Annotated in this window: 23 protein-coding genes; 18 read left to right on the plus strand and 5 right to left on the minus strand. The window is 69.4% G+C overall.

What is annotated here, in order from left to right; all coding sequences use genetic code 11:
- Positions 1-286: 286 nt before the first annotated feature.
- The 8 genes from OG707_RS28745 to OG707_RS28780 all read left to right on the plus strand — a co-directional run bounded on the left by OG707_RS28745 (position 287) and on the right by OG707_RS28780 (position 11,929).
- Positions 287-1,261: a LacI family DNA-binding transcriptional regulator gene (locus OG707_RS28745; protein WP_329123334.1), complete on the plus strand. Its 975-nt coding sequence runs from the start codon at positions 287-289 to the stop codon at positions 1,259-1,261.
- A gap of 91 nt (positions 1,262-1,352) precedes the next feature.
- Entirely contained in the window at positions 1,353-3,038 is a 1,686-nt protein-coding gene (locus OG707_RS28750) for an ABC transporter substrate-binding protein (RefSeq protein ID WP_329123336.1), read from the plus strand.
- Positions 3,039-3,066: 28 nt separating this feature from the next.
- A complete protein-coding gene (locus OG707_RS28755) occupies positions 3,067-4,134 on the plus strand; it encodes an ABC transporter ATP-binding protein (protein ID WP_329123338.1) in 1,068 nt (355 codons plus the stop codon).
- A complete protein-coding gene (locus tag OG707_RS28760) occupies positions 4,131-5,111 on the plus strand; it encodes an ABC transporter permease (protein ID WP_329123340.1) in 981 nt (326 codons plus the stop codon). Before OG707_RS28755 ends, OG707_RS28760 begins: the two co-directional genes overlap by 4 nt.
- A gap of 4 nt (positions 5,112-5,115) precedes the next feature.
- Positions 5,116-6,081: an ABC transporter permease gene (locus OG707_RS28765; RefSeq protein ID WP_329123342.1), complete on the plus strand. Its 966-nt coding sequence runs from the start codon at positions 5,116-5,118 to the stop codon at positions 6,079-6,081.
- Positions 6,078-7,103 carry an ABC transporter ATP-binding protein gene (locus OG707_RS28770; RefSeq protein ID WP_329123344.1) on the plus strand — a complete coding sequence of 342 codons (1,026 nt, stop codon included), beginning with the start codon at positions 6,078-6,080 and terminating at the stop codon, positions 7,101-7,103. The genes OG707_RS28765 and OG707_RS28770 overlap by 4 nt, the downstream gene beginning before the upstream one ends.
- A 328-nt stretch (positions 7,104-7,431) precedes the next feature.
- Positions 7,432-8,850, plus strand: a complete 1,419-nt coding sequence (locus tag OG707_RS28775; RefSeq protein WP_329123346.1) for a GH1 family beta-glucosidase — start codon at positions 7,432-7,434, stop codon at positions 8,848-8,850.
- Between the two features lie 10 nt (positions 8,851-8,860).
- Positions 8,861-11,929 (plus strand): glycoside hydrolase family 3 N-terminal domain-containing protein, encoded by a 3,069-nt coding sequence (locus tag OG707_RS28780; protein WP_329123348.1) that lies wholly within the window; start codon positions 8,861-8,863, stop codon positions 11,927-11,929.
- Positions 11,930-12,188: 259 nt separating this feature from the next.
- On the opposite strand, the gene OG707_RS28785 is transcribed toward OG707_RS28780, so the two are convergent.
- Entirely contained in the window at positions 12,189-13,415 is a 1,227-nt protein-coding gene (locus OG707_RS28785) for an MFS transporter (RefSeq protein WP_329123350.1), read from the minus strand.
- A 38-nt stretch (positions 13,416-13,453) separates the two neighbouring features.
- Here OG707_RS28785 and OG707_RS28790 point away from each other — a divergent pair, with 38 nt between their 5' ends.
- Positions 13,454-13,993, plus strand: a complete 540-nt coding sequence (locus OG707_RS28790; protein ID WP_329123352.1) for a CGNR zinc finger domain-containing protein — start codon at positions 13,454-13,456, stop codon at positions 13,991-13,993.
- Here OG707_RS28790 and OG707_RS28795 read toward each other — a convergent pair.
- From OG707_RS28795 to OG707_RS28805, 3 genes are all read right to left on the minus strand, one after another.
- The gene (locus OG707_RS28795; protein ID WP_329123354.1) at positions 13,987-14,724 is read right to left on the minus strand and encodes a hypothetical protein; all 738 of its coding nucleotides are present in this window, start codon (positions 14,722-14,724) and stop codon (positions 13,987-13,989) included. The two genes, OG707_RS28790 and OG707_RS28795, sit on opposite strands and share 7 nt — an antisense overlap.
- 82 nt (positions 14,725-14,806) lie before the next feature.
- Entirely contained in the window at positions 14,807-15,295 is a 489-nt protein-coding gene (locus tag OG707_RS28800) for a nuclear transport factor 2 family protein (RefSeq protein WP_329123356.1), read from the minus strand.
- A 12-nt stretch (positions 15,296-15,307) separates the two neighbouring features.
- Positions 15,308-15,505, minus strand: coding sequence for a hypothetical protein (locus OG707_RS28805; RefSeq protein WP_329123358.1), 198 nt, complete (start codon positions 15,503-15,505; stop codon positions 15,308-15,310).
- A 213-nt stretch (positions 15,506-15,718) separates the two neighbouring features.
- On the opposite strand from OG707_RS28805, the gene OG707_RS28810 reads away from it, so the two are divergent.
- The 4 genes from OG707_RS28810 to OG707_RS28825 all read left to right on the plus strand — a co-directional run bounded on the left by OG707_RS28810 (position 15,719) and on the right by OG707_RS28825 (position 18,766).
- Positions 15,719-16,384 (plus strand): DUF4097 family beta strand repeat-containing protein, encoded by a 666-nt coding sequence (locus OG707_RS28810; RefSeq protein ID WP_329123360.1) that lies wholly within the window; start codon positions 15,719-15,721, stop codon positions 16,382-16,384.
- 15 nt (positions 16,385-16,399) lie between these two features.
- The gene (locus OG707_RS28815; protein WP_329123362.1) at positions 16,400-17,365 is read left to right on the plus strand and encodes an ATP-binding cassette domain-containing protein; all 966 of its coding nucleotides are present in this window, start codon (positions 16,400-16,402) and stop codon (positions 17,363-17,365) included.
- The gene (locus OG707_RS28820) at positions 17,362-18,138 is read left to right on the plus strand and encodes an ABC transporter permease (RefSeq protein ID WP_329123365.1); all 777 of its coding nucleotides are present in this window, start codon (positions 17,362-17,364) and stop codon (positions 18,136-18,138) included. The genes OG707_RS28815 and OG707_RS28820 overlap by 4 nt, the downstream gene beginning before the upstream one ends.
- A 118-nt stretch (positions 18,139-18,256) precedes the next feature.
- A complete protein-coding gene (locus OG707_RS28825; protein ID WP_329123366.1) occupies positions 18,257-18,766 on the plus strand; it encodes a hypothetical protein in 510 nt (169 codons plus the stop codon).
- Positions 18,767-18,850: 84 nt separating this feature from the next.
- On the opposite strand, the gene OG707_RS28830 is transcribed toward OG707_RS28825, so the two are convergent.
- Positions 18,851-19,468, minus strand: coding sequence for a YceI family protein (locus OG707_RS28830; RefSeq protein WP_329123368.1), 618 nt, complete (start codon positions 19,466-19,468; stop codon positions 18,851-18,853).
- Positions 19,469-19,661: 193 nt separating this feature from the next.
- Here OG707_RS28830 and OG707_RS28835 point away from each other — a divergent pair, with 193 nt between their 5' ends.
- The 5 genes from OG707_RS28835 (at position 19,662) to OG707_RS28855 (ending at position 26,689) form a co-directional block, all read left to right on the plus strand.
- Entirely contained in the window at positions 19,662-20,126 is a 465-nt protein-coding gene (locus OG707_RS28835; RefSeq protein ID WP_329123370.1) for a MarR family winged helix-turn-helix transcriptional regulator, read from the plus strand.
- The gene (locus OG707_RS28840; RefSeq protein WP_443071416.1) at positions 20,123-21,535 is read left to right on the plus strand and encodes an MFS transporter; all 1,413 of its coding nucleotides are present in this window, start codon (positions 20,123-20,125) and stop codon (positions 21,533-21,535) included. Before OG707_RS28835 ends, OG707_RS28840 begins: the two co-directional genes overlap by 4 nt.
- Before the next feature lie 31 nt (positions 21,536-21,566).
- Positions 21,567-22,160, plus strand: a complete 594-nt coding sequence (locus OG707_RS28845; RefSeq protein ID WP_329123371.1) for a hydrolase — start codon at positions 21,567-21,569, stop codon at positions 22,158-22,160.
- On the plus strand, positions 22,157-22,729 hold the full coding sequence (locus OG707_RS28850; RefSeq protein WP_329123373.1) for a YbhB/YbcL family Raf kinase inhibitor-like protein: 573 nt from the start codon (positions 22,157-22,159) through the stop codon (positions 22,727-22,729). Before OG707_RS28845 ends, OG707_RS28850 begins: the two co-directional genes overlap by 4 nt.
- 105 nt (positions 22,730-22,834) lie before the next feature.
- Complete coding sequence (locus OG707_RS28855; RefSeq protein ID WP_329123375.1) at positions 22,835-26,689, plus strand: endo-alpha-N-acetylgalactosaminidase family protein; 3,855 nt, start codon at positions 22,835-22,837, stop codon at positions 26,687-26,689.
- Positions 26,690-26,691: the final 2 nt, after the last annotated feature.

Raw genomic sequence — 26,691 nt, forward strand, 5'->3', positions numbered from 1 at the left:
AGGTGGGGGAGGTGCCAAGGACTGGGGCTGAGGGTGGAGTGAAGTGCGGTTGCGGGGTGGCCGTCAAGGGGGCGCGCACGTTCAAGTAGTGAACGAATAACTCCCTTGGCCTGGGCGGAAATTGGGTCTGGACCAATCTCTACGTGAAGTATTGACGGCACCTTGGGGGTGGGCTTTACTCCTGCCACTGCCGCCGGTACCGGTTCCGGAACCGGTACCGGCGTGTCACCACAGCTCACCACCAGCTCACCAGCACCTACCCGTCCGACCTCATCGTGGAGGCCCGATGCGCGTCACCATTGCCGATGTCGCCCGAGCGGCAGGCGTCAGCAAGACGACCGTCTCCCGGGTCATCAACACCAAGGGCGAGGTGGACGGTTCAACCGCGGCGCGCGTTCGGGACGTGATCGCTTCACTGGGTTACGTACCGAGCTCCGGCGCCGTCGGCCTCGCCCGCGGCAGCAGCCGCACCGTCGGCATGCTGGTGCCCTCGCTGACCTGGCCCTGGATGGGCGAGGTGCTGCAGGGCGTCGTCGACACCGTCGAGGCCGCCGGGTACGGGCTGCTGCTCTTCACCATCAACCGCGGTGAGGAGTCGGTCCTGCGCTTCACCAGCCAGGTCTCGGCCCGCGCCTTCGACGGACTGCTCGTCGTCGAACCCGAGAACACCCTCGACAGGATCACCGAGTTGCACCGCAGGGGGCTGCCGGTCGTGCTGATCGACGACCGCGGCCACCACCCCGAATTCCCCTCCGTCGTGACCACCAACCGCGAAGGAGGAGCATCCGCCGCCCGCCATCTGCAGGCGGCCGGACGCAGCAAGCCCCTGGTCATCACCGGTCCCGCGCACTTCGGCTGTACGCGGGAGCGGCTCGGAGGCTTCCGTGACGTACTCCCGCAGGCGCTCGTCGCCCAGGGCGACTTCACGGAGGAGGTCGGCGGCCGCGCGATCGAGCAACTCATCGCGGACGGCGTCGAGTTCGACTCGGTCTTCGCTCACAACGACGTCAGCGCGGCAGGCGCGCTGCGGGCGTTGCGCGCGGCCGGCCGCAGCGTCCCCGGCGATGTCGCCGTCGTCGGCTTCGACGACATCCCGATGGCCCGGCACACCGAGCCCCCGCTCACCACCGTCCGCCAGCCCACCCGTGAGATGGGCGAGACGGCGGCGCGGATGCTGCTCGGACACCTCGGCGGTACGCCCGCACCGGACGAACCGGTCGTCCTGCCCACCGAACTGGTCGTCCGCAGTTCGGCGCCGTAACCCGGCCGCACAGCCCACCCAACTCCCGTCGTACGCACCCCGCTTCGCCTTGCCCGAAAACATCCCGCCGCAGTCCTTCCATGGAGTCGCCATGTCCGCATACCCGCAGTCCCGGAGAGTCCGGGCGGTAGCCGCCGCCGCAGTCGTGGTCGCCCTCGCCGCCGGATGCTCCGACGCCAACAGCAAGAACAACTCCTCCAAGGGCGGGGCCGGCGCGAGCGGCGTACTGACCCTCGGCAAGCCCGACGGGCCGCAGACCAACAACAGCAACCCCTTCCTCGCCACCTCGGCCGCCGCCACCCTCGGCTACCGCGTCATGGTCTACGAGCCCCTCGCCATGACCAACCGCATCAAGCCCGCGGACAAGGCCAAGCCGTGGCTGGCGACCGACTGGAAGTGGGAGTCCAACTTCACCAAGGTCACCTTCACCCTGGACTCCCGGGCCAAGTGGGCCGACGGGAAGCCGCTCACCGCCGACGACGTCGCCTTCACCTTCAACCTGCTCAAGGAGCACAAGGCGCTCAACGCCGACGGCGTCCCCTACGACGGGGTCGCGGTCCAGGGCAAGCAGGTCGTCCTGACCTTCAAGTCCTCGCAGTTCGTCAACCAGAACAAGATCATTCAGCAGTACATCGTGCCGAAGCACATCTGGGCCTCCATCAAGGACCCGGAGACCTTCCCCAACCGCACGCCCGTCGGCTCCGGCCCGTACCAGCTGAAGTCCTTCACCCCGCAGACCACGACCCTGACCGCCACGCCCGACTACTGGAAGGGCGAGACCAAGGTCAAGGAGCTGCGCTACACCGCGTACAACGACAACAGCGCGGCGACGACGGCGCTGGCCACCGGCAAGGTCGAGTGGTCGTTCGTCTTCATGCCGAACTACAAGCAGCTCTACATCGCCAAGGACCCCAAGAACTACAAGCTCTGGTTCCCGTCCGGTCTCGGCATCCACGGCCTGTGGTTCAACACCACTCGCAAGCCCTTCGACAACCCGGCCCTGCGCAAGGCCATGGCGATGGTCGTCGACCGCAACGCCATCTACGTCCAGGCCGAGTCGACCCTCTACCCGGAGATCACCAACCCGACCGGCATCCCGCTGCCCGCCGGTGACTCCTTCCTCGCGCCCGAGTACAAGAGCGCCACCACCAAGCCCGACGTCGCCGGCGCGAAGAAGATCCTCTCCGAGGCCGGATTCAAGCTCGACGGCGGCGTGCTGAAGGACCCCAGCGGCAAGGCGGTCACGCTCACGTTCACCGACCCGGCCGGCTGGAACGACTACATCACCGGGCTGTCGATCATCAAGGACAACATCAAGCAGCTCGGCATCGACGCCAAGGTCAAGACGCAGACGGCGGACGCCTGGGGCGCGGACGTCGCCAACGGCAACTTCGACGCCACTCTGCACTGGACCAACAGCGGCGCCACCCCGTACGACATGTACCAGAACATCATGGACGGCGCCCTGCTCCAGCCCATCGGCAAGCCCTCGCAGACCGGCAACTTCGGCCGCTTCAACAGCCCCGAGGCCACCAAGGCGCTGAAGGACTTCGCCAACGCCACCGACGACGCGACGCGTACCGCCGCCATGAACAGCCTGCAGAAGGTCATGGTCGACCAGGTGCCGATGATCCCGACGGCCGCGGCCCCCATCGGAGCCGAGTACTCCACGAAGAACTGGGTGGGGTGGCCGACCGAGGCCAACCCCTACGCCCCGCCGCAGCACACCCAGCCCACCGCGCTGGAGATCGTGCTGAACCTCAAGCCCGCCAAGTAAGCAGACGGGGACGACGGACGGACCGGCCATGACCGACCAAGAACAGCAGCAAGAACCGCAGAACACGATCGTGCTCGAAGCACGCGGAGTCACCAAGCACTTCACCGTACGCAGGACGGGCCGCGACGTCGTCGCACGCACCCGCCGCAGCGTCCACGCCGTCGACGACGTCTCGCTGCAGCTGCGGCGCGGCACCGTCACGGCGCTGGTGGGGGAGTCGGGCTCCGGAAAATCCACCGTCGCCCGGCTGCTCGCCCAGCTGTATCCGCTCACCGAGGGCGAGATACGGCTGGAGGGCACCGCGGTGAAAGCGGGCCGCGGCCGGTCCTTCCGTCGTTACGTACGCCAGGTCCAGCTCATCTTCCAGGACCCCTTCGCCTCCCTGAACCCGGTGCACACCGTGCGCTACCACCTCACCCGCGCCCTGAAGATCCACGGCCGGGCGGGGGAGGGCGAGGCGGAACTGGAGAAGAACCTGGCAGCCCTGCTCGAACGCGTCCAACTCACGCCTCCCCAGCGGTTCCTGGACAAGTTCCCGCACGAGCTGTCCGGCGGTCAGCGCCAGCGCGTGGCCATCGCCCGCGCGCTCGGCGCCGACCCGAAGGTGCTCCTCGCCGACGAGCCGGTCTCGATGCTCGATGTATCGATCCGCCTCGGGGTCCTGAATCTGCTGAAGGACCTCAAGGACCGTCTCCGCCTCGCCATCCTCTACATCACCCACGACATCGCATCCGCCCGCTACTTCGCGGACACGACCCTGGTGATGTACGCGGGCCGGATCGTCGAGGGCGGCGACAGCGAGACGGTCACCCAGCACCCCGCCCACCCGTACACCCAGCTGCTCATCGCCTCGGCGCCCGACCCCGACCGGGTCGTCGCCGAGGAGGAGCAGGAGGAGACCGGAAGCGGCGAGCCCCCGTCACTCATCGCCCCGCCGGGCGGCTGCCGCTTCCACCCCCGCTGTCCCAAGGCGATGGAGCGCTGCTCCACCGAACTGCCGCCGCGCTTCGACCTGGCGGACGGCCAGTGGGCGGCCTGCTGGCTGTACGAGAACGACGCGAACGACACGAAGAAGGAGGAGGTGTCCGCGAAGTGAAGTACCTCCTCCAGCGCATCGCCTTCTACTCCGTCACCGCCTGGGCCGCGATCACCATCAACTTCCTGATCCCGCGCCTGATGCCCGGCGACCCCGTCCAGGCCCTGATGTCGCGATTCCAGGGCCAGTTGGACACCAACGCCATCGACTCCCTGAAGGCTCTCTTCGGCCTCGACAAGCACCAGTCGCTCTGGCAGCAGTACACCGACTACTGGTCGCACCTCCTCGACGGCGACCTCGGCCTGTCCTTCACCAACTTCCCCACCCCGGTCAGCGAGATCATCTCCCAGTCGCTGCCCTGGACCCTGGCCCTGGTCGGCATCACGACCCTCATCAGCTTCCTGCTCGGTACGGGGATCGGCGTCTTCACCGGCTGGCGGCGCGGCTCCTGGATGGACAGCCTGCTGCCCGTCACCACCTTCATCTCCGCCATCCCCTACTTCTGGCTCGGGCTCATCGCGATCGCGCTCTTCGCCGTGAAGTGGCCGCTGTTCCCCGAGTCGGGCGGCTTCGACGACTCGCTCGTGCCGGCCTTCGACTGGCCGTTCATCTCCAGCGCGCTCTACCACGGGGCGCTGCCCGGCTTGACGATCGTGCTCAGCGCGATGGCCGGCTGGATCCTCGGCATGCGCAACATGATGGTGACGGTCTCCTCCGAGGACTACGTCATGGTCGCCCAGGCCAAGGGGCTCTCCGAGCGCCGCGTGATGTTCAGCTACGCGGCCCGCAACGCGGTCCTCCCCAACATCTCCGGCTTCGCGCTCTCGCTGGGCTTCATCGTCGGCGGCACGCTGCTGGTCGAGATGGTCTTCTCGTACCCAGGCATCGGCTACAAGCTCTTCCAGGCCGTGGGCGGCAAGGACTATCCGCTGATGCAGGGCATCTTCCTGATCATCACGCTGTCGGTCCTCGCCGCGAACCTCCTCGCCGACATCGTCTACATGCTTCTCGACCCCCGTACCCGAAGGGAGGCCTGAGGACATGGCCGTCACCGCTGCCGAAGTCGCCGTACTGGACGCGGCCGAGACCCCGGCACCCAGTAAGCGCAAGTTCCGTTTCCTGCGCGGCCGCAAGACCGTCGTCGGCTTCGCGATCCTCGGATTCTTCGTGTTGATGGCGATCGCGGGCCCGTGGATCGCACCGTACGACCCGGACAAGATGAGCCAGGCGCTGCTCCAACCGCCGTCCGCCGACCACTGGTTCGGTACGACACAGACCGGCCAGGACGTCCTGTCGCAGATCCTCGTCGGGACGCGGGGTGTGCTGATCGTGGGCTTCGTCGCCGGGGCATTCGCCACGGTGATGTCGGTCCTGGTGGGGGTGAGCGCGGGCTTCCTGGGAGGCGTCGCGGACGAGATCCTCTCCGCGCTCTCCAACATCTTCCTGGTCATCCCCGGACTGCCGCTGATCATCATCGTGGCGAGCTTCGTCGAGGACACGAGCAATCTGTTGATCGCGTCGGTGATCGCGGTGACGTCGTGGGCGTGGGGCGCTCGGGTGTTGCGCGCGCAGACGCTGTCGCTGCGGCGGCGGGACTACGTGGAGGCGGCGCGGGCGACGGGGGAGTCGACGTGGCGGATCATCCTCTTCGAGATCCTGCCGAACCTGACGGCGGTGATCGCGTCGGGCTTCGTCGGCACGGTGATCTTCGCGATCCTGTCGGAAATCACGCTCGCTTTCATCGGGGTGGCCGACATCTCGAACTGGAACTGGGGGACGGTCCTGTTCTGGGCGCAGTCCAACCAGGCGCTGGCGCAAGGGGCTTGGTGGTGGTTCGTCCCGGCCGGCCTGTGCATCGCGCTGCTCGGCATGTCCCTCGCCCTCATCAACTTCGGCATCGACGAATTCGTCAATCCGCGTCTGCGTACGGAGACGGGCGCGTCGAAGAAGGTCCGTATGCGCGTCGGCTTCACGCCGGTCAACCGCACGAAGGAGCCCAGGTCATGACCGCGACCGACCCGATCCTCACGATCAGCGGCCTCAACGTCGACTACGGCTCAGGGCCGGACGCCGTGCACGCGCTGCGGGACATCGACCTCACGCTCCACCGGGGCGAAGTCCTGGGCCTGGCGGGCGAGTCGGGCTCGGGGAAGTCGACGCTCGCGTACGCGGTGACGCGGCTGCTGTCGCCGCCGGGGGTCATAACGGGTGGCGAGGTGCACTACCACCGCGCCACCGAGCCCGACCCGGTGGACATCCTGGCGCTGTCGGCGCGGGAGCTGCGGGCGTTCCGCTGGCAGGAGCTGTCGATCGTCTTCCAGGGCGCGATGAACTCCCTGAACCCGGTGCACACGGTCCACAGCCAGCTGACCGACGTCCTGAAGGCGCACCGCCCGGAGACGAAGCGGGCGGAGCGGACGGCGCGGGCGAAGGAGCTTCTTGGCCTGGTCGGGATCTCGGCGGACCGGCTCGGTTCGTACCCGCACCAGCTGTCCGGGGGGATGCGGCAGCGCGTGATGATCGCGATGGCGCTGGCTCTGGAGCCGGAGATCGTCATCATGGACGAGCCGACGACGGCGCTGGACGTGGTCATGCAGCGGCAGATCCTGCGCCAACTGGTGCGACTGAAGGCGGAGTTGTCGTTCTCCGTCATCTTCATCACGCACGACATCTCGCTGCTGATCGAGTTCTCGGACCGGATCGCGATCATGTACGGGGGCCGGATCGTGGAGGAGGCGGCGTCGGCGGACATCTACCGCGACGCGCACCACCCGTACAGCGACGGCCTGCTGCATTCGTTCCCGGCGCTGCACGGGCCGCGGAGGGAGCTGGCGGGGATCGCGGGGTCGCCGCCGCATCTGGCTGCGATGCCGGCGGGGTGTGCGTTTCATCCTCGGTGCGGGAAGGCGTTCGAGCCGTGCGGGGTGCATGTGCCGGTGCTGGCGGCGCCGGCCGCTGGCGCGGGGCGGACGGTGGCTTGCTGGTTGCATCAGGAGTCGCCAGCGGTGGCGACAGCGGCGGGCCCGTGACCCGTTGTTGACCCCCGCCCGGGGCTCTGCCCCGGACCCCGCTCCTCAATCGCCGGAGGGGCTGGAGATGGGCATCTCAAGCCCGTCCGGCGATTGAGGACACGCGGCCGAAGGTCGCGTACGGGGGTGCAGGGGGCGAAGCCCCCGCAGGCGGGGTCCGGGCTCGACCCCGTCAACTTCCGCCCCCGGCAGGGGGTCTGGGGCGCAGCCCCAGTTTCGGGAAGGGGCGGGATTGGGGAATCCGCTCCGCGCAGCGGCGACCACCGGCCCACCCCGCCCCCGGCCAACCGATGCCCCACCCCACAACCTGACCCACCCCAGGAGAACCGTGAACAACCACCTCGTCACCCCCTACGCCCGCAACGTCACCCCCGCCCCCGTCCCCGGACTCCCCGCCGACTTCCGCTGGGGCGTCGCGACGGCCGCGTACCAGATCGAGGGTGCGGCCGCCGAAGACGGCCGCACCCCCTCCATCTGGGACACCTACTGCCGCACCCCCGGCATGGTCGTCCGAGGCGAGAACGGCGACACGGCCTGCGACCACTACCACCGCATGCCCGACGACGTGCAGCTCATCTCCGACCTCTCGGTCGACACCTACCGCTTCTCGCTCGCCTGGCCCCGCATCCAGCCCGGCGGCCGCGGCCCCGCGAACCCCAAGGGCCTCGACTTCTACAAGCGCCTCCTCGACGAGCTCGAGACCCGCGCCATCACCCCGTGGATCACCCTCTACCACTGGGACCTCCCTCAGGACCTCGAAGACGCGGGCGGCTGGCCGGCCCGCGACACCGCCCACCGTTTCGCCGAGTACGCCGCCCTCGCCTACGACGCCCTCGGCGACCGCGTCAAGCACTGGACCACCCTCAACGAGCCCTGGTGCTCGGCCATGCTGGGCTACGCGTACGGTGCCCAGGCCCCCGGCCGCAAGGACTTCGGCGACGCGATGAGCGCCGTCCACCACCTCCTCCTCGGCCACGGCCTCGCGTCCCAGTACCTCCGCGAGACGGCCGCCGCCAAGAACCAGGACCTCGAACTCGGCATCACCCTCAACCTCGGCACCGCAACCCCCGAGACCGACAGCCGCGAGGACGCCGAAGCCTGCCGCCGCGCCGACGGCCTCGGCAGCCGCATCTACCTCGACCCCATCACCAAGGGCGCCTACCCCGCCGACATCGTCGCCGACCTGGCCCTGCGCAACATCGAACTCCCCGTCCAGGACGGTGACTTGGAGGTCATCTCCACCCCCCTCGACGTCCTCGGCGTCAACTTCTACCGCGGCACCCTCTTCTCCGGCGTCACCGAGGAAGGATCCCCCCTCGACGCCGACGGCCTCCCCGTCACCCGAGGCGTCGAGCGCGATCTTCCCCGTACGGCCATGGACTGGGAGATCACCCCCACCGCCCTCACCGACCTCCTCCTGCGCCTCCAGCAGGACTACGGCCTGCCCACCGTGATCACCGAGAACGGCGCCGCCTTCGACGACGAGGTCACCCCGGACGGCGAGATCCACGACGCCGACCGCACCACCTACCTCGCCGACCACATCGCCGCAGTCGCCGACGCCCGCGCGCAGGGCGCCGACGTACGCGGGTACTTCGCCTGGTCCCTGCTCGACAACTTCGAGTGGAGCTACGGCTACGACAAGCGCTTCGGAATCGTCCGTGTCGACTACGAGACACAGGAGCGCACCCTCAAGGACAGTGCCAAGTGGTACCGCGACACCATCCGTCTCACTCGTGACAACTGAGGAGCCGCACATGCCTCGCACACGTACGAGATCCAGATCCAGATCGCGGACGGCCGGCCTCGCCGCAGCCGCCCTCCTCGCCGCCTTACTCCCCTTCACGGCGACGTCCGCCGCAGCCGACGACCCGGCCCCCGTCCCCGTGGACCGGTTCGAGGGCGAAGTCCCCTTCGCGAGCCAGCCCGCCGAGGGGATCTTCACCTGGGGCGGCAGCGCGACCGACAACCCCACCCTCGCCCTCAAGGACCGCGCCGACGCCCCCGAGGGCGCCAAGGTCCTCGAAGGCACGTACAACATCAGCGCCTACGGCGGCTTCACCCACGACTACGCCGCCGACCAGACGCCCCACAACTGGACGGCCTCCAAGGGCATCCGCTTCTGGTGGTACGGCCAGAACACCGCACCCCTCCCGCCCGGCTCCGGCAAGAAGATCAACTTCGAGATCAAGGACGGCGGCGCCAACGGCGAGGCCTCCGAGCTCTGGACGACCTCCTTCACGGACGACTGGGAGGGCTGGCACCAGGTCGAGATCCCCTTCGCGGACTTCGCGTACCGCACCGACTACCAGCCCGTCGGCGGCATCGACCACATCCTGGGCCTCGACCAGATGTGGGGCTACGCGCTCACACTACCGACCGGCGCGCCCGGCCAATTCGCCCTGGACAACGTTGAGTTGTACGGAAAGGCCGACCCGTCCCTCAAGGTCGGCGTCGTCACGGACGCCGCCGTCTACCCGGTGAAGGAGGGCGGATCCGCACACGTCAAGATCTCCCTCTCCACCACCGGAGCCGCTCCCACCGAGGAGCCGGTGACGGTCGCGTACACCACCGGGGACGGTACGGCCGACCCCGCCAAGGACTACACGCCCACCTCCGGCACGCTCACCTTCCCTGCCGGATCCGCGTCGGGCGCCTCCCAGACCGTCACGGTGGCCACCACCAAGGACAGGGCGGCCGAGGAGGCGGAGACGATCCCGCTCGCCCTCACGGTCACCGGCGCCAAGCCCCCGGCCGAGAACCCCCAGGTCGTCATCAACGCCCATGACCTGCCCTACCTCAACCCCAAGCTCCCCGTGAAGAAGCGGGTCGCCGACCTGCTCGCCCGTATGTCCCCGGCCGAGAAGGCCGGCCAGATGACGCAGGCCGAGCGCAACGCCCTCAAGTCCCAGTCGGACATTGCGGGTTACGACCTCGGCTCGCTCCTCTCGGGCGGCGGCTCGGTCCCGACCCCGAACACGCCCGAAGCCTGGGCGAAGATGGTCGACTCGTACCAGCTGCGGGCCCAGGCGACCCGCTTCCAGATCCCGCTGATCTACGGCGTGGACGCGGTGCACGGCCACAACAACGTCATCGGCGCGACGATCATGCCGCACAACGTCGGCCTCGGCGCGACCCGCGACCCCGCGCTCGCCGAGAAGACGGGTGCGGTCACGGCCAACGAGGTGCGCTCCACCGGCATCCCGTGGGACTTCGCCCCCTGCCTGTGCGTCTCGCGCGACGAGCGCTGGGGCCGGGCCTACGAGTCGTACGGCGAGGACCCGGCGCTCGTCTCCTCCCTGGAGACGGTGATCCAGGGCATGCAGGGCAAGGCCAACGGCCAGGACCTCTCCCGCAACGACAAGGTCCTGGCGACGGCCAAGCACTTCGTGGGTGACGGCGGTACGGCGTACGGCTCGTCGACCACCGGCTCGTACACGATCGACCAGGGTGTCACCACGGTCACCCGCCAGGAACTGGAGGCGGTGCACCTCGCCCCCTTCGGCGACGCGGTCAAGCGGGGCATCGGCTCGGTCATGCCGTCGTACTCCTCGCTGGACATCCTCGGGGACGACGAGGGCCCGGTGAAGATGCACGCCAACGCCGCAATGATCAATGGGGCGTTGAAGGGCAAGATGGGGTTCAAGGGCTTCGTCATCAGCGACTACGCGGGCATCGACCAGATCCCCGGGGACTACGCGAGCGACGTCCGCACCTCCATCAACGCGGGCCTCGACATGATCATGGTCCCGACGAACTACCAGACCTTCACGGCGACCCTCCAGGACGAGGTGAAGGCGGGCCGGATCGCCCAGTCGCGGATCGACGACGCGGTGTCGCGCATCCTGACGCAGAAGTTCCAGCTGGGCCTCTTCGAGAAGCCGTACGCCGACACGACGAACATCGCGCAGGTCGGCTCGGCGGACCACCGCGCGGTGGCCCGTACGGCGGCGGCGGAATCCCAGGTGCTGCTGAAGAACTCCGGGAACGTCCTCCCGCTGAAGCCTTCGCAGAAGGTGTACGTGGCGGGCTCCAACGCGGACGACCTGGGCAACCAGGCCGGCGGCTGGACGGTCACCTGGCAGGGAGGCTCGGGCAAGACGACGACGGGCACGACGATCCTGGACGGCATCAAGAAGGACGTGACGGACCCCGCGTCCCTCACGTACTCCAAGGATGCATCGGCTCCCACGACCGGGTATGACGTGGGCGTGGTGGTCGTCGGCGAGAAGCCCTACGCGGAAGGCATAGGCGACGTAGGAAACGGCCACACACTCAGCCTCACGGCGGCGGACCAGGCGGCGATCGACAAGGTCTGCGCGGCGATGAAGTGCGCGGTCCTGATCGTCTCGGGCCGCCCGCAACTGATCGGCGACCAGCTCGCGAAGACCGACGCGCTCGTGGCCTCCTGGCTGCCGGGCACGGAGGGCGACGGAGTGGCGGACGTCCTCTACGGCAAGAAGGGGTTCACGGGTCAACTCCCGGTCACCTGGCCGAAGTCGGAGGCCCAGCTGCCGATCAACGTGGGTGACACGACGTACGATCCGCAGTTCCCGTACGGCTGGGGCCTGACCACCTTGAAGAAGACCCCGCCCGGCGGTGAGGTGACCCTCAGGGCCCTCGCACTGGCGGCGAACTTCGTGAAGGCGGACTCCCCGGCGGGCAAGGAGATCGCGACGGCGGCCCGCCAGATAGTCCAGCAGAAGATCGCGGACCATCTCACCCAGGCCACGTCCAAGCCCTTCGCGGACGCGGACCACCTGCTCCTGACGGGCGACCTGAAGGGAGCACTGGCGAAGCTGACGGCGTCCTACCGGGCGGCCTGACGCGAATCGGACGGGCGGCACTCCTCCTGGGAGCGCCGCCCGTTCGGCATGCACGAGGCGAGGAGCGCGATGCCTGCGGCGCTGAGCAGTGCGGCCGGAAGGGATCGGGTGGCGAGGGGGCCTGCGAGGGCCGCGCCCGCCGCGAAGCCGGTCAGTTTCAGGCTCGCCCCTGTGGTGCTGTGTCTTCCCGGGGGACGACCCCCGGACCCCCGGCCGGACAGGGACCCGGTGGCGAGGGGGCCCGTGAGGCCGGTGGCTCTCAGGCTCGCGCCTGTCGTGCTGCGTCTTCCTGGGGTTCCGGATCCCCGGCCGGACGGGCGGGCCGTCGCAGTGACTCGGACTGGCTGCGCGTGGTTGGCGTCAGCGATGCGAGGAGCGCGATTCCCGCTGAGGTCAGCAGTGCGGCCGGTAGGGATCGGGTGGCGAGGGGGCCTGCGAGGGCCGCGCCCGCCGCGAAGCCGGTCAGTTTCAGGCTCGCCCCTGTGGTGAAGATCTGACCTCGCAGGTGGTCTGGGGCCTCCCGATGGCGTATCGCGAACAGCGCCGTGAGTTGCGGGCCCTGCGCCGCCCCCGCCAGCACCATTGCGCCGATCAGCAGGGGCGGTTGGAGTGTGGCCGCCATTGCCAGGGCTGCCGCCTGCGCCAGTGCGCTCGCCCCGATCACGCGCTCCGGAGCCTCCGATACCCGCCGCGCGCGGGCCAGCAGCGCATTCGTCGCGAGCGCCGACGCGGCCACCGCCGTCAGCAGCAGTGCCCCGCGCCCGGCCCCGCCCAGCACCTCCGCCCCCAGCAGCGGGCAGCACGCGACCAGCATTCCCTCGCTCATGCACGACGCCACCGACACCGAGGTCGCCCGGGTCAGCGGGCGCGAGCGCAGAACGGCGCGGAATCCGGCGAGCGGGGAGGCGCGCATCGCCGTACGCGTATGGACCCGGGGCAGCCCCCAAGCCGCAGGCAGCGCACAGCAGATGAGGGCTGCGGCGACCGCCACCCCCGCCGGCGCTCCGGCGAGGCTCGCGACGAGTCCGGCCGCCGCCGGGCCCGCCAGACCCGCGAAGTTGAAGGTCATCGCGTCCAGGGCATTGGCGCGCGGCAGCCTCTCCGGGCCTACTGCGTACGGGAGTTGGGCCGTCCAGCCCCCGGACAGCGCGGGCCCGAGCAGCCCCGCGCCCACCGCGACGAGCACGGTGCACACCACCGGCACCCGGCCCAGGCTCACCAGAATCAACACAAGCGCTCCCGCATACGCCCCCAGCGCTCCGGCCAGCAGCCGGCCCGGCCGTTCGGCGCGGTCGAGCAGCATCCCGAAGACCGGACCCCCGACCGCCGCCGAGACCGTCAGCCCGGCCAGGAGCGACGACGCGGAAGAGGCCGACCCCGTCGCGGCGAGACCGGCGAGGAGCAGGGCCGGGCCCGACATCTCGTCGCCGGTGCGGGCGAGGGCGGCACCGGCGACGTACGACCGCATTCCGTAACGCTTCATCATCCCATCGACGTTACGCAGGTAACTCAAACCTCATCAAGATGCGTTACATTGCCCGGGTGCTGACCTCGAACGCCACAGCCCGCCGGACCGCCGCCCTGGTCAACGTCCTGGCCCAGGAGACCGCCACCCCCGAAGCGGTCGCCGACGTCCTGCGCGAGCACGGGGAGAGCGGCCCGGTCGACCTCACCCCCGCCGATCTCACCGCGATGCGCACGGCGGCCACCTCCCTACGCGAAGTCTTCGCGGCCCCCACCACCGACACCGCCGCCGAGGCCCTCAACCGCCTCCTCCGCAAAAGCACGGGACGCCTCCGCCTCACCGCCCACCACGGCACAACCCCCTGGCACCCCCACCTCGACAGCGACGACGACGCCCCCTGGGGCGAGTGGCTGCTCGCCTCGTCCTGCCTGGCGCTGGCCGTCCTCATCTGGGACGGCCAGCGCCCACCCGGCGGCATCTGCGCCTCGACCACCTGCGCGAACGTCTATCTCACCCAGGGCAGCGGCCCACCCCGCCGCTACTGCTCCCGGCGTTGCGCCACCCGCGAGCGCGTGGCCGCCCACCGCCGCCGTCAGTAGGTCACGGCGGCCCACACCACGGCCCCCGCGACGGCCGCCGCATAACACCCCACAGCAGCCCGCACGGTCCGCAGCCGCGCGGCCTCACTCCACCCCGTACGGCTCAACACCCAAGCCAGCACCGGCAGTACGAGCACCGCATGCAGACTCACCCCGTGCAGCGGCTTGAAGGGGGCGGTCGAGTCGTACGCGGCGAGCTGATGCCCGGTCCGCGTCAGATACACCCCGTGCCCGATCATCACCGCGCCCGAGGCGAGCGCGACCAGCAGAATCGCGAACCCGGCCCGCACGGCCACCGCCATCCCGACCGGACCGCCGGGCTCCCGCCGGAACGAAGCCACAGCGAAAGCGGTCAGCACGACGACCAGCACCCCGCCCCCCACCGCCAGCGCCATGGACACCACCGAGTTGAACGAGGTCTCCATGTCCAGGTGCGAGGGCACGTGCCGCCACGCCTGCAGCGTGATCCCCCCGACCTCCAGCACACAGTCGGCGGCGAAGACGACGAGCAGCACGGCCCGCACGCGCTCGCTCGTCCGCACATACGACGTGACCCAGGTGATCGCCGCCAGCGTCAGCCCGAAGGACACCCCGAAGGTGAAGGGCTTGCGCCAGGAGACGGGCCCGTTCCAGGGGCCGCCGTCGACGAAGAAGACGCCCAGGTGGAAGAGGCCGGAGGCGACGAGGACGGCGGCGACGGCGTAGCAGAGACGTTCGCTCGGACGGTTCATACGGGCCAGCATGGCGAGGACCTGCCACCCGGGGCGTCGCCCTGCCGGAGGCGATCCCCGTACGCCCCGGGGAGTACGGGGCTCAGCCCGCGGCGTCGCGCCCGCTCGGCCCGATCCGCTCGGTGGGCCCGCCGAAGGGCAGATACGTGGCCCGCGACGCGAGCAGCCACACCCCGTCGACGCACCGGAAGGAGTCCTCGTAGTGCCCGACGTTCGCGGGCAGCCGGGGCGGCAGCATGCCGCCGGTGTAGCCGTCGACGCGGTACGTGGCGAAGTAGGAGATGGCGGACGCGGTCGTGGCCGACTCGACGGTGACGAGGATGTTGCTGCACATCCGCCGAGAGAGCCGGTCCTCGGGCCGCGACCCGAAGTAACTCCGCAGCTCCTCGCGCCCCTTGATGAACCGGTTGCCGTGCGGCCACTCCCAGACGCCGTCGGAGGTGAAGAGCTCGGCGACGGTGCTCGGGTTCCCCAGATCGAGCCGGCGCAGAAACTCCACGATCAGCCGCTCGCAGGCACGCTCGGCGAGCAACCGCTCCAACGGGTCGAGTTCCGCGTATCCGGTGTCCATCTCCGGTTTGTATCAGCCCTGTTCAGCCACGACCAGCGATTTCCAACTGGGCCCGCACTTCCAGCGCGACCCGGTCGCGCCGACGAGCTCACGCGGCGGCAGCGTCGCGAACCCGTTCTCGTGCGCACAGGTGTAACACCCGGTCTGCGCCTGCCCCTTGACCCGGTCGGCCCCGACGGAATCCCCGAACGCCCCGTCCCCGGAAGTCATTTCGCCAACCTACGGCAGCGCCCGTGACCTTCACTCGCATTCCATTGCAACAAATCCAGTGCACGTTGTTGCGTTAGATTCGAAACCATTGCAATGAATATTCGGCCTCTACCTGCGACTATGGCATTCATGCGCAACGAGTATGTTGTCAGATCATTGAACGCAACGTAGCGTTTCTCTCATCGGAAACAGTGAACGCAGAAGGAGAGCACGATGCAGAAGTTCGACACCCCCGCTCCGGTCTCCGCGATTCTCGACATCCCCGCGGGCTACATCCGGTTCATCGCAACAGACCGTGCCGACACCACGGTCGAGGTCCTGCCCGCGGACGCCTCGAAGGGCCGCGACGTGAAGGCCGCGGCGCAGATCACGGTCGAGTACGGCGACGGTGTCCTGAGGATCGGGTCCCCGGAGGCGAAGAGCCGGATCCTCGGCAACTCCGGTTCCGTCGAGGTCACCGTCCAACTGCCCGCCGGCTCCCGCGTCGAAGCGAAGGCGGCCAGCGCCGAACTCAGTGGCGTGGGACCGCTCGGCGACGTCATCTTCGAGGGCGCACAGGGCGCGGTCGAACTCGACTGGACGGAAAACGCCCGCCTCACCCTCCAGGACGGCGACGTCTCGGTCGGCCGCCTGGCCGGCGACGGGGAGATCACCACCCTGAAGGGCGATCTGACGGTCGCCGAAGCCGTGCACGGCACGGTCACGCTCCGCACCGAGTCCGGTGAGATCTCCATCGCCGCCGCCCACGGAGTCTCCGCCGCACTCAACGCCGGCACCACGTACGGCCGGATCCACAACTCGCTCAAGAACGCCGACGGCGCCGACCTGCTCATCCACGCGAGCACCGCCCACGGCGACATCACCGCCCGCAGCCTCTGACAAGGAGCACCCCTCATGACCAGCTCGGCCATCTCCGCGAACGCACTGCACAAGTCCTACGGCGACAAGGTCGTGCTCGACGGCATCGACCTGGAGGTCCCCGAAGGCACGGTTTTCGCCCTCCTCGGTCCGAACGGTGCCGGGAAGACGACCGCTGTGAAGATTCTTTCCACGCTGATCTCCGCCGATGGCGGGCAGGCGAGCGTCGGTGGTCATGATCTGGTCGCGAAGGCGCAGTCGGTGCGGTCGGTGATCGGTGTCACCGGTCAGTTCTCCGCCGTCGACGGCCTGATCACCGGCGAGGAGAACATGCTCCTCATGGCCGACCTGCAACACCTCCCCAAGGCTGAGGGCCGCCGGGTCACGGCTGAACTCCTGGAGCGCTTCGACCTGGTGGAGGCGGCGAAGAAGCCGGCCTCGACGTACTCGGGCGGCATGAAGCGCCGGCTGGACATCGCGATGACCCTGGTCGGGAGCCCGCGGATCATCTTCCTCGACGAGCCGACGACCGGTCTCGACCCGCGCTCGCGTCACACGATGTGGGGGATCATCCGTGAGCTGGTCACAGGCGGCGTGACCGTCTTCCTCACCACCCAGTACCTGGAGGAGGCGGATGAACTCGCCGACCGTATCGCGGTGTTGAGTGACGGGAAGATCGCCGCGGAAGGCACCGCGGAGGAGCTCAAGCGTCTGGTCCCCGGCGGACACGTACGACTGCGCTTCACCGACCCCACGGCCTACCGGTCCGCCGCCACCGCACTCCGCGAATCCACCGGCGACGACGAAGCGCTGATCCTGCAGATTCCCAGCAACGGCAGCCAGCGCGACCTGCGTTCCATCCTCGACCGCCTCGACGCCGCCGGCATCGAAGCCGACGAACTGACCGTCCACACCCCCGACCTCGACGACGTCTTCTTCGCCCTCACCGGCGACAACACCGTCCCCAGCCAGACCACTCCGTCCAAGGAGACAGTCCGATGAGCTCCCTCTCCCTTGTTGTGCGCGACTCGAACACGATGCTGCGCCGCAATCTGCTGCATGCGCGCCGCTATCCGTCGCTGACGCTGAACCTGCTGCTCACTCCGGTGATGCTGCTCCTGCTGTTCGTCTACATCTTCGGTGACACGATGAGCGGCGGTGCGGGCCGCTCCGCCTACATCGCCTACCTGGTGCCGGGCATCCTGCTGATGACGATCGGCTCGACCACGGTCGGCACCGCCGTCTCGGTCTCCACCGACATGAACGAGGGCATCATCGCCCGTTTCCGCACCATGGCCATCCACCGTGGTTCGGTGCTGATCGGGCATGTGATCGGCAGTGTGTTGCAGGCCATCATCAGCGTGGTCCTGGTCGGTGCGGTCGGTGTCGCGATGGGCTTCCGCTCCACCGACGCCAGTGTCCTGGAGTGGCTGGCGGCCTTCGGCCTGCTCGCCCTCTTCGCCCTGGCGTTCACGTGGATCGCCGTCGGGATGGGCCTGGGCAGCCCGAATGCGGAGGCGGCCAGCAACAGTGCGATGCCGCTGATCCTGCTGCCGCTGATCTCCAGCGCCTTCGTGCCGCTGCACAGCATGCCGGGCTGGTTCCAGCCGATCGCCGAGTACCAGCCCTTCACCCCGGCCATCGAGACCCTGCGCGGACTGCTCCTGGGCACCGAGATCGGCAACAACTGGTGGATCGCGCTGGTCTGGTGCGTGGGCCTGACCGTCCTGGGCTACCGCTGGTCGCAGTCCCAATTCAACAACGACGCCAAGTAGTCCGGATCCCGACCCCGACGCCCTCTGGCGAACGCGCGTAGAACTCGGGCACCATCTCCCTGCGCCACCTGCACAGCAGACCCACAGGAAGCACGGTCAACAGCAGGAGGGTTCCCCCGTGAAGATCCGCTCTGTCCTCAGTGCGCTCGCGCTCGTCCTCGGTGTGCTCTTCGCACCAGGTGTCGGTGTCTTCTCCAGCGCGTCCGACGCCTTCGCCGCCACGAAGATCAGCCAGGCCACCGCCGAATCGATGTTCCGCTCCGTCGGCATCACCTGGTCGTCGTCCGGCGGCTGCACCAACCGCAACAACTCCACCTGTACGTCGTTCGACCAGCTCAACCTCGCCACCGCCCAGGGCGCGCAGACCCTGAAGCGGGCGACCGGGTGCGCGATGAACATCACCGGCGGCACCGAGACGGGCCACGCGAGCGGCACGTACTCGCACTGGAACGGCTACAAGCTCGACATCGGCAAGAGCACCTGCCTCAACAACTACGTGCACAGCGCGTTCAGTTACATCGGCCTCCGCGGCGACGGCTACCCGATGTACCAGTCCGGCTCCGGCAACATCTACACCGACGAGGGCAACCACTGGGACGTCCTCTACTACAACTGTGGCGGCTGCTAGCGCGCACCGCGGACACACCACAGCCCCGGTCTCCGCTCGGAGACCGGGGCTGTGGCGTACGACGGGTCAGACGGGTCAGAAGGGTCAGGCGGCCTTGATCGCCGAGATGTCGAAAGTCAGCTTGACCTTGTCGCCGACCAGGACGCCACCGGTCTCCAGCGCCGAGTTCCAGGTCAGGCCCCAGTCGGTGCGCAGGATGGTCGCGCTGCCCTCGAAGCCGACGCGCTCGTTGCCGTACGGGTCGGTCGCGGTGCCGTTGAACTCCAGGTCGATGGCGAGCGGCTTGGTGACGTCCTTGATCGTGAGGTCACCGGTGATCCGGTACGCGTCGCCGCCGAGCTGCTCGGCCTGCGTCGAGCGGAAGGTCATGAGCGGGAACTTCTCCGCGTCGAAGAAGTCCGCGCTGCGCAGGTGGCCGTCGCGGTCGGCGATGCCCGTGTCGACGGACTCGATCTGTACGTCGAGGGAGGCGGTCGAGCGGGACGGGTCGGTGCCGTCGAGGTGGAGGGTGCCCTCGTGGCCGCCGAAGGAGCCGCGGACGTTGGTGACCATGGCGTGACGCACGGTGAAGCCGATGGAGCTGTGGGCGGGGTCGATCGTGTAGTCGCCGGTCAGGGCGGCGAGAGCGGGGTCCACCGGGAGAGCGGCGGCGGGCGCGGCCTCGGCGGCGACGGTCTGGTTCTTGCGGTTGAACAGAGCCATGGCTCCTCCTCGGTGGGGACGGGGTTCAAGGTCGTTTAACCTTCAACGAGATCGACTATAGACCTCTTTGGTTCAAAGTTCAACAACGTCACCCGTTCGGATCGTGTCGCACTCGTGAAGTGGACGAAATGGGCAGCCTGAACTGTGCACCTGAAACTGGACAGCCTGGACTGAAGAGTTTTACGGTGAGGCCATGAACGACAACAGAGCCGACGCCCGCGCCGGCGAGACCTCCGAACTGGCGGTCCGTGCGGCGGGCGACACCCGGGCCGTGGTCAGCCGTCTGATCCGCAGACTCCGCGAGCTGGCCGGCGACGGCGGCCTCACCCCGTCGCAGACGTCCGTGCTCTCACGCCTCGCGAAGGGCGGCCCGGCCACGGCCAGCGACCTCGCCGCCGCCGAGCGGGTCCGCCCGCAGTCGACGGCCAAGACCGTCGCGGCGCTGGAGGAGGCCGGTCTGGCCGTGCGCACCCCCGACCCCGACGACGGCCGCCGCCAGCTCGTCTCCCTCACCGACGCGGGCCGCGAGCGCTTCCAGGGCGAACGGCGCTCCCGCCAGGAGTGGCTCGCGCGCACCCTTGAGGAGCGCTGCAGCGACGAGGAACTGCGTACGGTCATCGCGGCCATGGCGTTGCTGGACGACGTCGCCCAGTCATGACGGCCCTCACCGGCCGCATACGGACCACCCTGCGCCGCACCGGAGCGCAGGAGCCCGGCGGGTTCAACCGCAAGCTGCTCGCCCCGATGATGCTGGGTTCCGTACTGAACCCCATCAACTCCTCCATGCTCGCCGTGGCGTTGATCCCCATCGGGCAGGCGTTCGGCGCCCCGCCGTCCCAGACGGCGTGGCTCGTCTCCGCCCTCTATCTCGCCACCGCGGTCGGGCAGCCGGTCATCGGCCGGCTCGTCGACACGTACGGTCCGCGCCTGCTCTACCTCGTGGGCACCGCGCTCGTCGGCATCGCCGGACTGGTCGGCGTCCTCGCCCCCGAGCTGTGGGTCCTCGTCGTCTCCCGCGTCCTGCTCGGCTTCGGCACCTCGGCCGCGTACCCGGCCTCGATGTTCCTGCTCCGCAGCGAGTCCGACCGCACCGGCATGAAGAGCCCCACCGGGATCCTGGCCGCGCTCTCGATCTCCAACCAGGTCGTCGCGGTGATCGGCCCGACGCTGGGCGGACTGCTCATCGGCGCGGGCGGCTGGCACCTGATCTTCGCCATCAACATCCCGCTGTCGGCGGCCTGTCTGGTCCTGGGCGCGCGGCGGCTGCCCCGGCGCGACGCCGTGATGGCGAAGCCGGAGTCCGAGCGGGTCGACGTGCCGGGCATGGTGCTGTTCGCCGGGATGCTCACCGCGTTCATGCTCTTCCTGATGGACCCTCAACTCTCCGATTGGTACCTGCCGTTGATCGCCGTCGCCCTCGGCGGGGGCTTCACCGCTCGCGAGCTGCGCACCGCACAGCCCTTCATCGACCTGCGGGTCCTCGGCGGCAACGCACCGCTGCTCGCCACCTACATTCGCCAGCTCCTGGCGTACACCACTTCGTACGCCTTCCTCTACGGCTTCACCCAGTGGCTGGAGGAGGGCCACGGCCTGAGCGCGTCCGCTGCCGGGCTCGTCCTGCTGCCGATGTCGGTGGCGGCGATGGCCGTCACCGCGACGACCGGGCGGCGCGCACAGGTGCGCGGCAAGCTCCTGGCCGGCGGACTGGTGCAGATCGCCTCCTGCGCGGCCCTGCTCCTTCTCGGCTCGTCAAGTCCCCTCTGGATGCTGATCGTCGTCGGCGCGCTCGTCGGCATACCGCAGGGCCTCAACGGCCTCGCCAACCAGAACGCCCTCTACGCCCAGGCCGACCCGGCCCGCATGGGCTCCTCCGCCGGCCTGCTGCGCACCTTCATGTACGTCGGCGCGCTGCTGGCCTCCGCCGCCAACGCCGTGTTCTTCAAGCACGGCGCGAACACCGCGGGCCTGCACGACCTCGGCATCTTCCTCCTGGTCGTCGCCTGCCTCTTCCTGCTGGTCAGCGCGGCGGATCGCTCGCTGCGCCGTATCGCCCCGGCCGCCCGGTAACTCCCTTCCCCCTCCCGGAAAGAGCACCGCCTTGTCACTCACCACGCTCGACCCCACCACCGCACTCGTCCTCATCGACCTGCAGAACGGCGTATTGGCCGCCACCGGCGCCCCCCACTCCACCACCGAGGTCCTGGACCGCTCCGTCGAGCTGGCCGACGCCTTCCGCGCCCGCGACCTCCCCGTCGTCCTGGTCCGCGCCACCTTCGCCCCCGACGGCGCGGACCGCGTCCCCGGCCGCAGCTCCGTCGCCCCGGGGGCCCGGAGCCTCACCCTGACCGAGGGCTGGGACCTCATCGTGGACGCCCTCGCCGGACACCCCGGCGACATCACCGTCACGAAGCGCAACTGGGGCGCGTTCTACGGCACCGACCTCGACCTCCAGCTGCGCCGCCGGGGCGTCACCCAGATCGTCCTGGCCGGCATCGCCACCAGCGCCGGCGTCGAGTCCACCGCCCGCGCCGCCCACGAACACGGCTACCACCTCACCCTGGTCACCGACGCCATGACCGACAGGGACGCCGACAACCACCGCCACAGCACCGAGCGGATCTTCCCCCGCATCGGCGAGACCGGCACCACCGCCGAGGTCCTCGGCCTGCTCGCGGGGGCGGCCGCCGAATGAGCGCCCTGGACAAGGCACTTACGCCCCTGGGCCGCCTCCTCCGGAACCGCCGCGCGGGCGAGGAGCACAGCGTCCGCCGCGTCCCCGCCCTCGCGAGCGCCACCGCGATCGAGTTCTCCAGCGCCGCCTTCGCGCACGGGCAGCCGATCCCCGTCCGGCACGCGGGCAAGGGGCGCGGACCGAACCTCTCCCCGCCGTTCCAGTGGGGCCCGCTCCCCGAAGCCACCCGCCAACTCCTCCTGGTGATGGAGGACATCGACGTTCCCCTGAGCCGCCCGATCCTCCACTTCGTCGCCCTGTTCTCCCCGGACCTCAAGGGCTTCGCCGAAGGAGCGCTCACCCCTGACAACACGCAGGTCAGATACGTCCCCGTCGTCATGGGCCGCACCGGCTACCAGGGCCCGCGCGCCCTCTCCGGCCATGGAGCGCACCGCTACGGATTCCACCTCTACGCCCTCGACGAGGCGATCCCCGCCGACACCCCGCTCCCCAACTGCGAAGCGCTGCTCCAGGCCGTGACAGGACACGTCGTCGCCACCGGATTCTTCGAGGGAACCCAACAGGGCTAGCCGCAGGAGCCACTTGGACTTCCGTACGGCGGTTGTTGGACTGCCGCAGCCGGTAAGCGGGTTGGCCGTTGACCGGGGCGGGGCGGCGCCACTAGATCAGTGCTCATGCCTCGAAGATTCCGCGCGGCGTGCGCACTCGCCGCCGCCTCATCCGCCGTATTCGCCCTGGCCGGGCCCGCCCTGCCGGCCGCCGCCCGCACCGGAGCAGCAACCGGGGCGGCGGCCGCGTCCGCCGGGGACGCCGTCATCGGCTCGCCCCAGCTCTCGGTGGCCGTCGCCAAGGACTTCCCGCGGGTCGTCTCGTACACCGACAACGGAACCGGCGCGACCCTCCTCGGCAGTACGAAGCCGGTCACCGCGGTCACCCTCAACGGCAAGGCCTACCCGGTCCAGGTCAAGGGCGACCCGGTGATCACGGCCTCCAGCGCCCGCTACACGCTCACCTTCACCGGCCTCGACGGCGTCGAGATCGACGCGACGCTGTCGGTCGCAGGGCGGGCCACCACCTTCAAGGTCACCGCCGTACGCGACACCGAGGCGTTCCGCGTCGGCACCATCGACATCCCGGGCCACGACCTGGTCTCCGTCTCCAGTACGGACACGGGCGCGGCCACCGCCTTCACCCGGCTCGACAACGACTCCACGCGGACCGCCGACGTGTTCGGCAAGGTGACGACCTCAACGGCCGCCGACACGGCCCCCGTTGGCGCCACATACGCGATCGTCAACACCGGATCGCTCGCTGCGACCGTCGAGTCCAACTCCAGCTACGACAAGCCCAGCGGTGCCACCAACGGCGACGAGGCCCGCTTCTGGCACCAGGCCCGCAAGGACGCGGACGGCTCGGTGCGCGTCGGCGTCTGGTCGGGGCAGTGGACGTACCGGGGGAGCGGCTCACCGACCGCCGAAACCGGCGGCAACCTGCCCTGGGCGAAGGTCGTCGTCACCCCCGACGCCAACGGCGACGGGGCGGTCGACTGGCAGGACGGCGCCGTCGCCTTCCGCACCATCGGCATCAAGCCCAAGGGCGGCGACCAGACCCCGGACCGGGTCATCACCCACATCCCGTTCAACTTCGCCAGCCAGGCCACGCACCCCTTCCTGCGCACCCTCGACGACGTCAAGCGGATCTCGCTGTCGACGGACGGGCTCGGGCAGATGGCGCTCCTGAAGGGGTACGCGTCCGAGGGCCACGACTCCGCCCACCCCGACTACTTCGACATCAACAAGCGGGCGGGCGGCCTGAAGGACCTCAACACCCTGCTCAGGGACGGCAAGAAGTGGGGCGCCACCTTCGGCGCGCACATCAACGACACCGAGGCGTACCCGGTCGCGACGACCTTCGACGACAACCTCGTCGACAAGACCGCCCAGGGCTGGAACTGGCTCGACCAGAGCTACTACATCGACCAGCGCCGCGACGTGAACAGCGGAAACCTCACTGCGCGCCTGAAGAAGCTGCGCGACGAGACCGACCCCAACCTCTCGATGCTGTACGTCGACGTGTACTACACGCACGGCTGGATCGCCGACAAGACGATGCAGGCCATCCAGGGCCAGGGCTGGAACGTCGCCTCCGAGTGGGCCGACAAGTTCGAGCGCGGCTCGCTCTGGTCGCACTGGGCCAATGACCTGGACTACGGCGGCCCCACCGACAAGGGCCTCAACTCCAAGATCATCCGCTTCATCCGCAACGACGAGAAGGACGTCTGGAACAACGACCCGGTCCTCGGCCAGACCGCCATCGACGAGTTCGAGGGCTGGACGGGCGAGACGGACTGGACGAAGTTCACGGCGAACGTCTGGCAGCGCGACCTGCCCGCCAAGTACCTCCAGCACCAGAAGATCACCCGCTGGGACGGCAACGACATCACCTTCACGGGCGGGGTCACCGGCACGGTGGAGGACGGGAAGCGGACGTTCTACGATCACGGCCGCAAGGTCCTGGACGGGACGAGCTACCTCCTCCCGTGGGACGGCGGCAAGAAGCTCTACCACTACAACAAGGCGGGTGGCACGACCAGTTGGGCTGTCCCGGCCGGCAAGTACACCGTCTACAAGCTCACGGACAACGGCCGCCAGAAGGTCACGACGGTCCGCCCCGTGGACGGGAAGATCACGCTGACCGCGGCCGCGGGCCAGGCGTACGTCCTCTACCCGGACCACGCCCCGAAGGCCTCCGACCCCCAGTGGGGCCAGGGCACCAAGGTGCAGGACCCGGGCTTCAACGACGCCCGCCTCGGTGACTGGGGCACGGCCGGCACCGTCGTACGCGACACGGACAGCCAGGGCCGCAACAGCGCGAAGCTGTCGGGCGACGCGACCGCCGCCGTCTCCCAGAACATCAAGGGCCTGACCCCCGGCAAGCGCTACACGGCGTCCGCCTGGGTGGAAGTCGAGCCGGGCAAGACGCGCCGTACGACGCTCTCGGCCGGCGGGCAACAGGTCACGGTCGAGCGCTCGGCCGTCGAGAACAACCTCGCCGGATCCGACTGGCACGGTACGTACTTCCAGCGCGCCAAGGTGAACTTCACCGCGCCGAGGAACGGACACACCACGCTCAAGATCGAGGCGGCGAAGGGCAGTTCGGCCGCATCCGTCCGCCTGGACGACATCCGCCTCGTCGAGAACGCCCCCGCCACCCAGGCCGGCACGGTCTCCTACGAGGACTTCGAGGCCGTCGACCAGGGCTGGGGCCCCTTCATCAAGGGCGACTCCGGCGGATCCAACGACCCGCGCACCCACATCGCCCAGCTCCACGCGCCGTACACGCAGGCCGGCTGGAACGGGAAGCTCATCGACGACGTCATCGGCGGCGGCGAATCCCTCAAGTCCCACGAGGAGAACGCCGGACTGGTCTACCGCACGGCACCCTCGACGGTCCCCATGACGGACGGGCACACGTACAAGGTCGAGTTCGACTACCAGTCGAGCCACGCGGGCGCCTACGAGTGGGTCACCGGCTACGACCGCACGAACGGCGGAGGCGGCTCCGTCGAGACCCGGCAGACCCCGCTCGGCCAGCAGCGCACCACGGCCCACTTCGCCGAGAACGTCACGGCGGGCTGCGGCGACACCTTCACCGGCCTGCGCAAGCGCGACGACGCCCCCGAGGGCGCGGACTTCGTGCTCGACGGCTTCACGGTGACGGACCTCGGCCCGGCCCCCGAGAAGGCGGCGTGCGGCACGCTCACCGTCGACCCGGCGGAGCAGACGCTGGAGCCGGGGGCGCAGAACAAGGTGCAGGCGACGTTCAGCAACGACGAGGCGACGGCGGCGACGGGCGTGTCCGTCTCGCTCACCCTCCCCGAGGGCTGGACGGCGGAGCCTGCGGGCCCGGTCACCTTCGACTCGGTGGCGCCGGGCACGCAGGTCACGGGGACGTGGCAGGTGACGCCTCCCGTGGACGCCAAGTACCAGGCGTACGAGCTGAGTTCGGCGGCGACGTACGAGGTGTCGGGCTCCCCGCGGAAGCTGTCGGCGACGGCGACGGTCCGCACGCTGCCGCCGCCGCCCACGACGGACGCCTGGGCCAGTGACCTGGACTGGACGTCCATGGACAACGGCTGGGGCCCGGCGGAGAAGGACATGGAGAACGGCGACCAGGCACCGGGCGACGGGACCCCGCTGAAGGTGGGCGGCGTCTCGTACACGAAGGGCCTGGGCACGCACGCACCCTCCAAGCTCCGCTACTACCTGGGCGGCAAGTGCACGAGCTTCACGGCGGAGGTGGGGATCGACGATTCCCAGACGACGCGGGGGAGCGTGCAGTACAGCGTCCTGGCGGACGGCACGGAGAAGGTGAAGTCGCCGCTGGTGAAGGGCCCGGACGCGGCGTGGTCACTGACGGCGGACGTCACCGGGGCGAAGTACGTGGACCTGGTGGTCGCCGACGGAGGAGACGGCAACGGCAACGACCACGCGGACTGGGGTGACGCGAAGTTCCACTGCGGGTCGTAGTT

Source organism: Streptomyces sp. NBC_01465, from assembly GCF_036227325.1.
Taxonomy (GTDB): Bacteria; Actinomycetota; Actinomycetes; order Streptomycetales; family Streptomycetaceae; genus Streptomyces.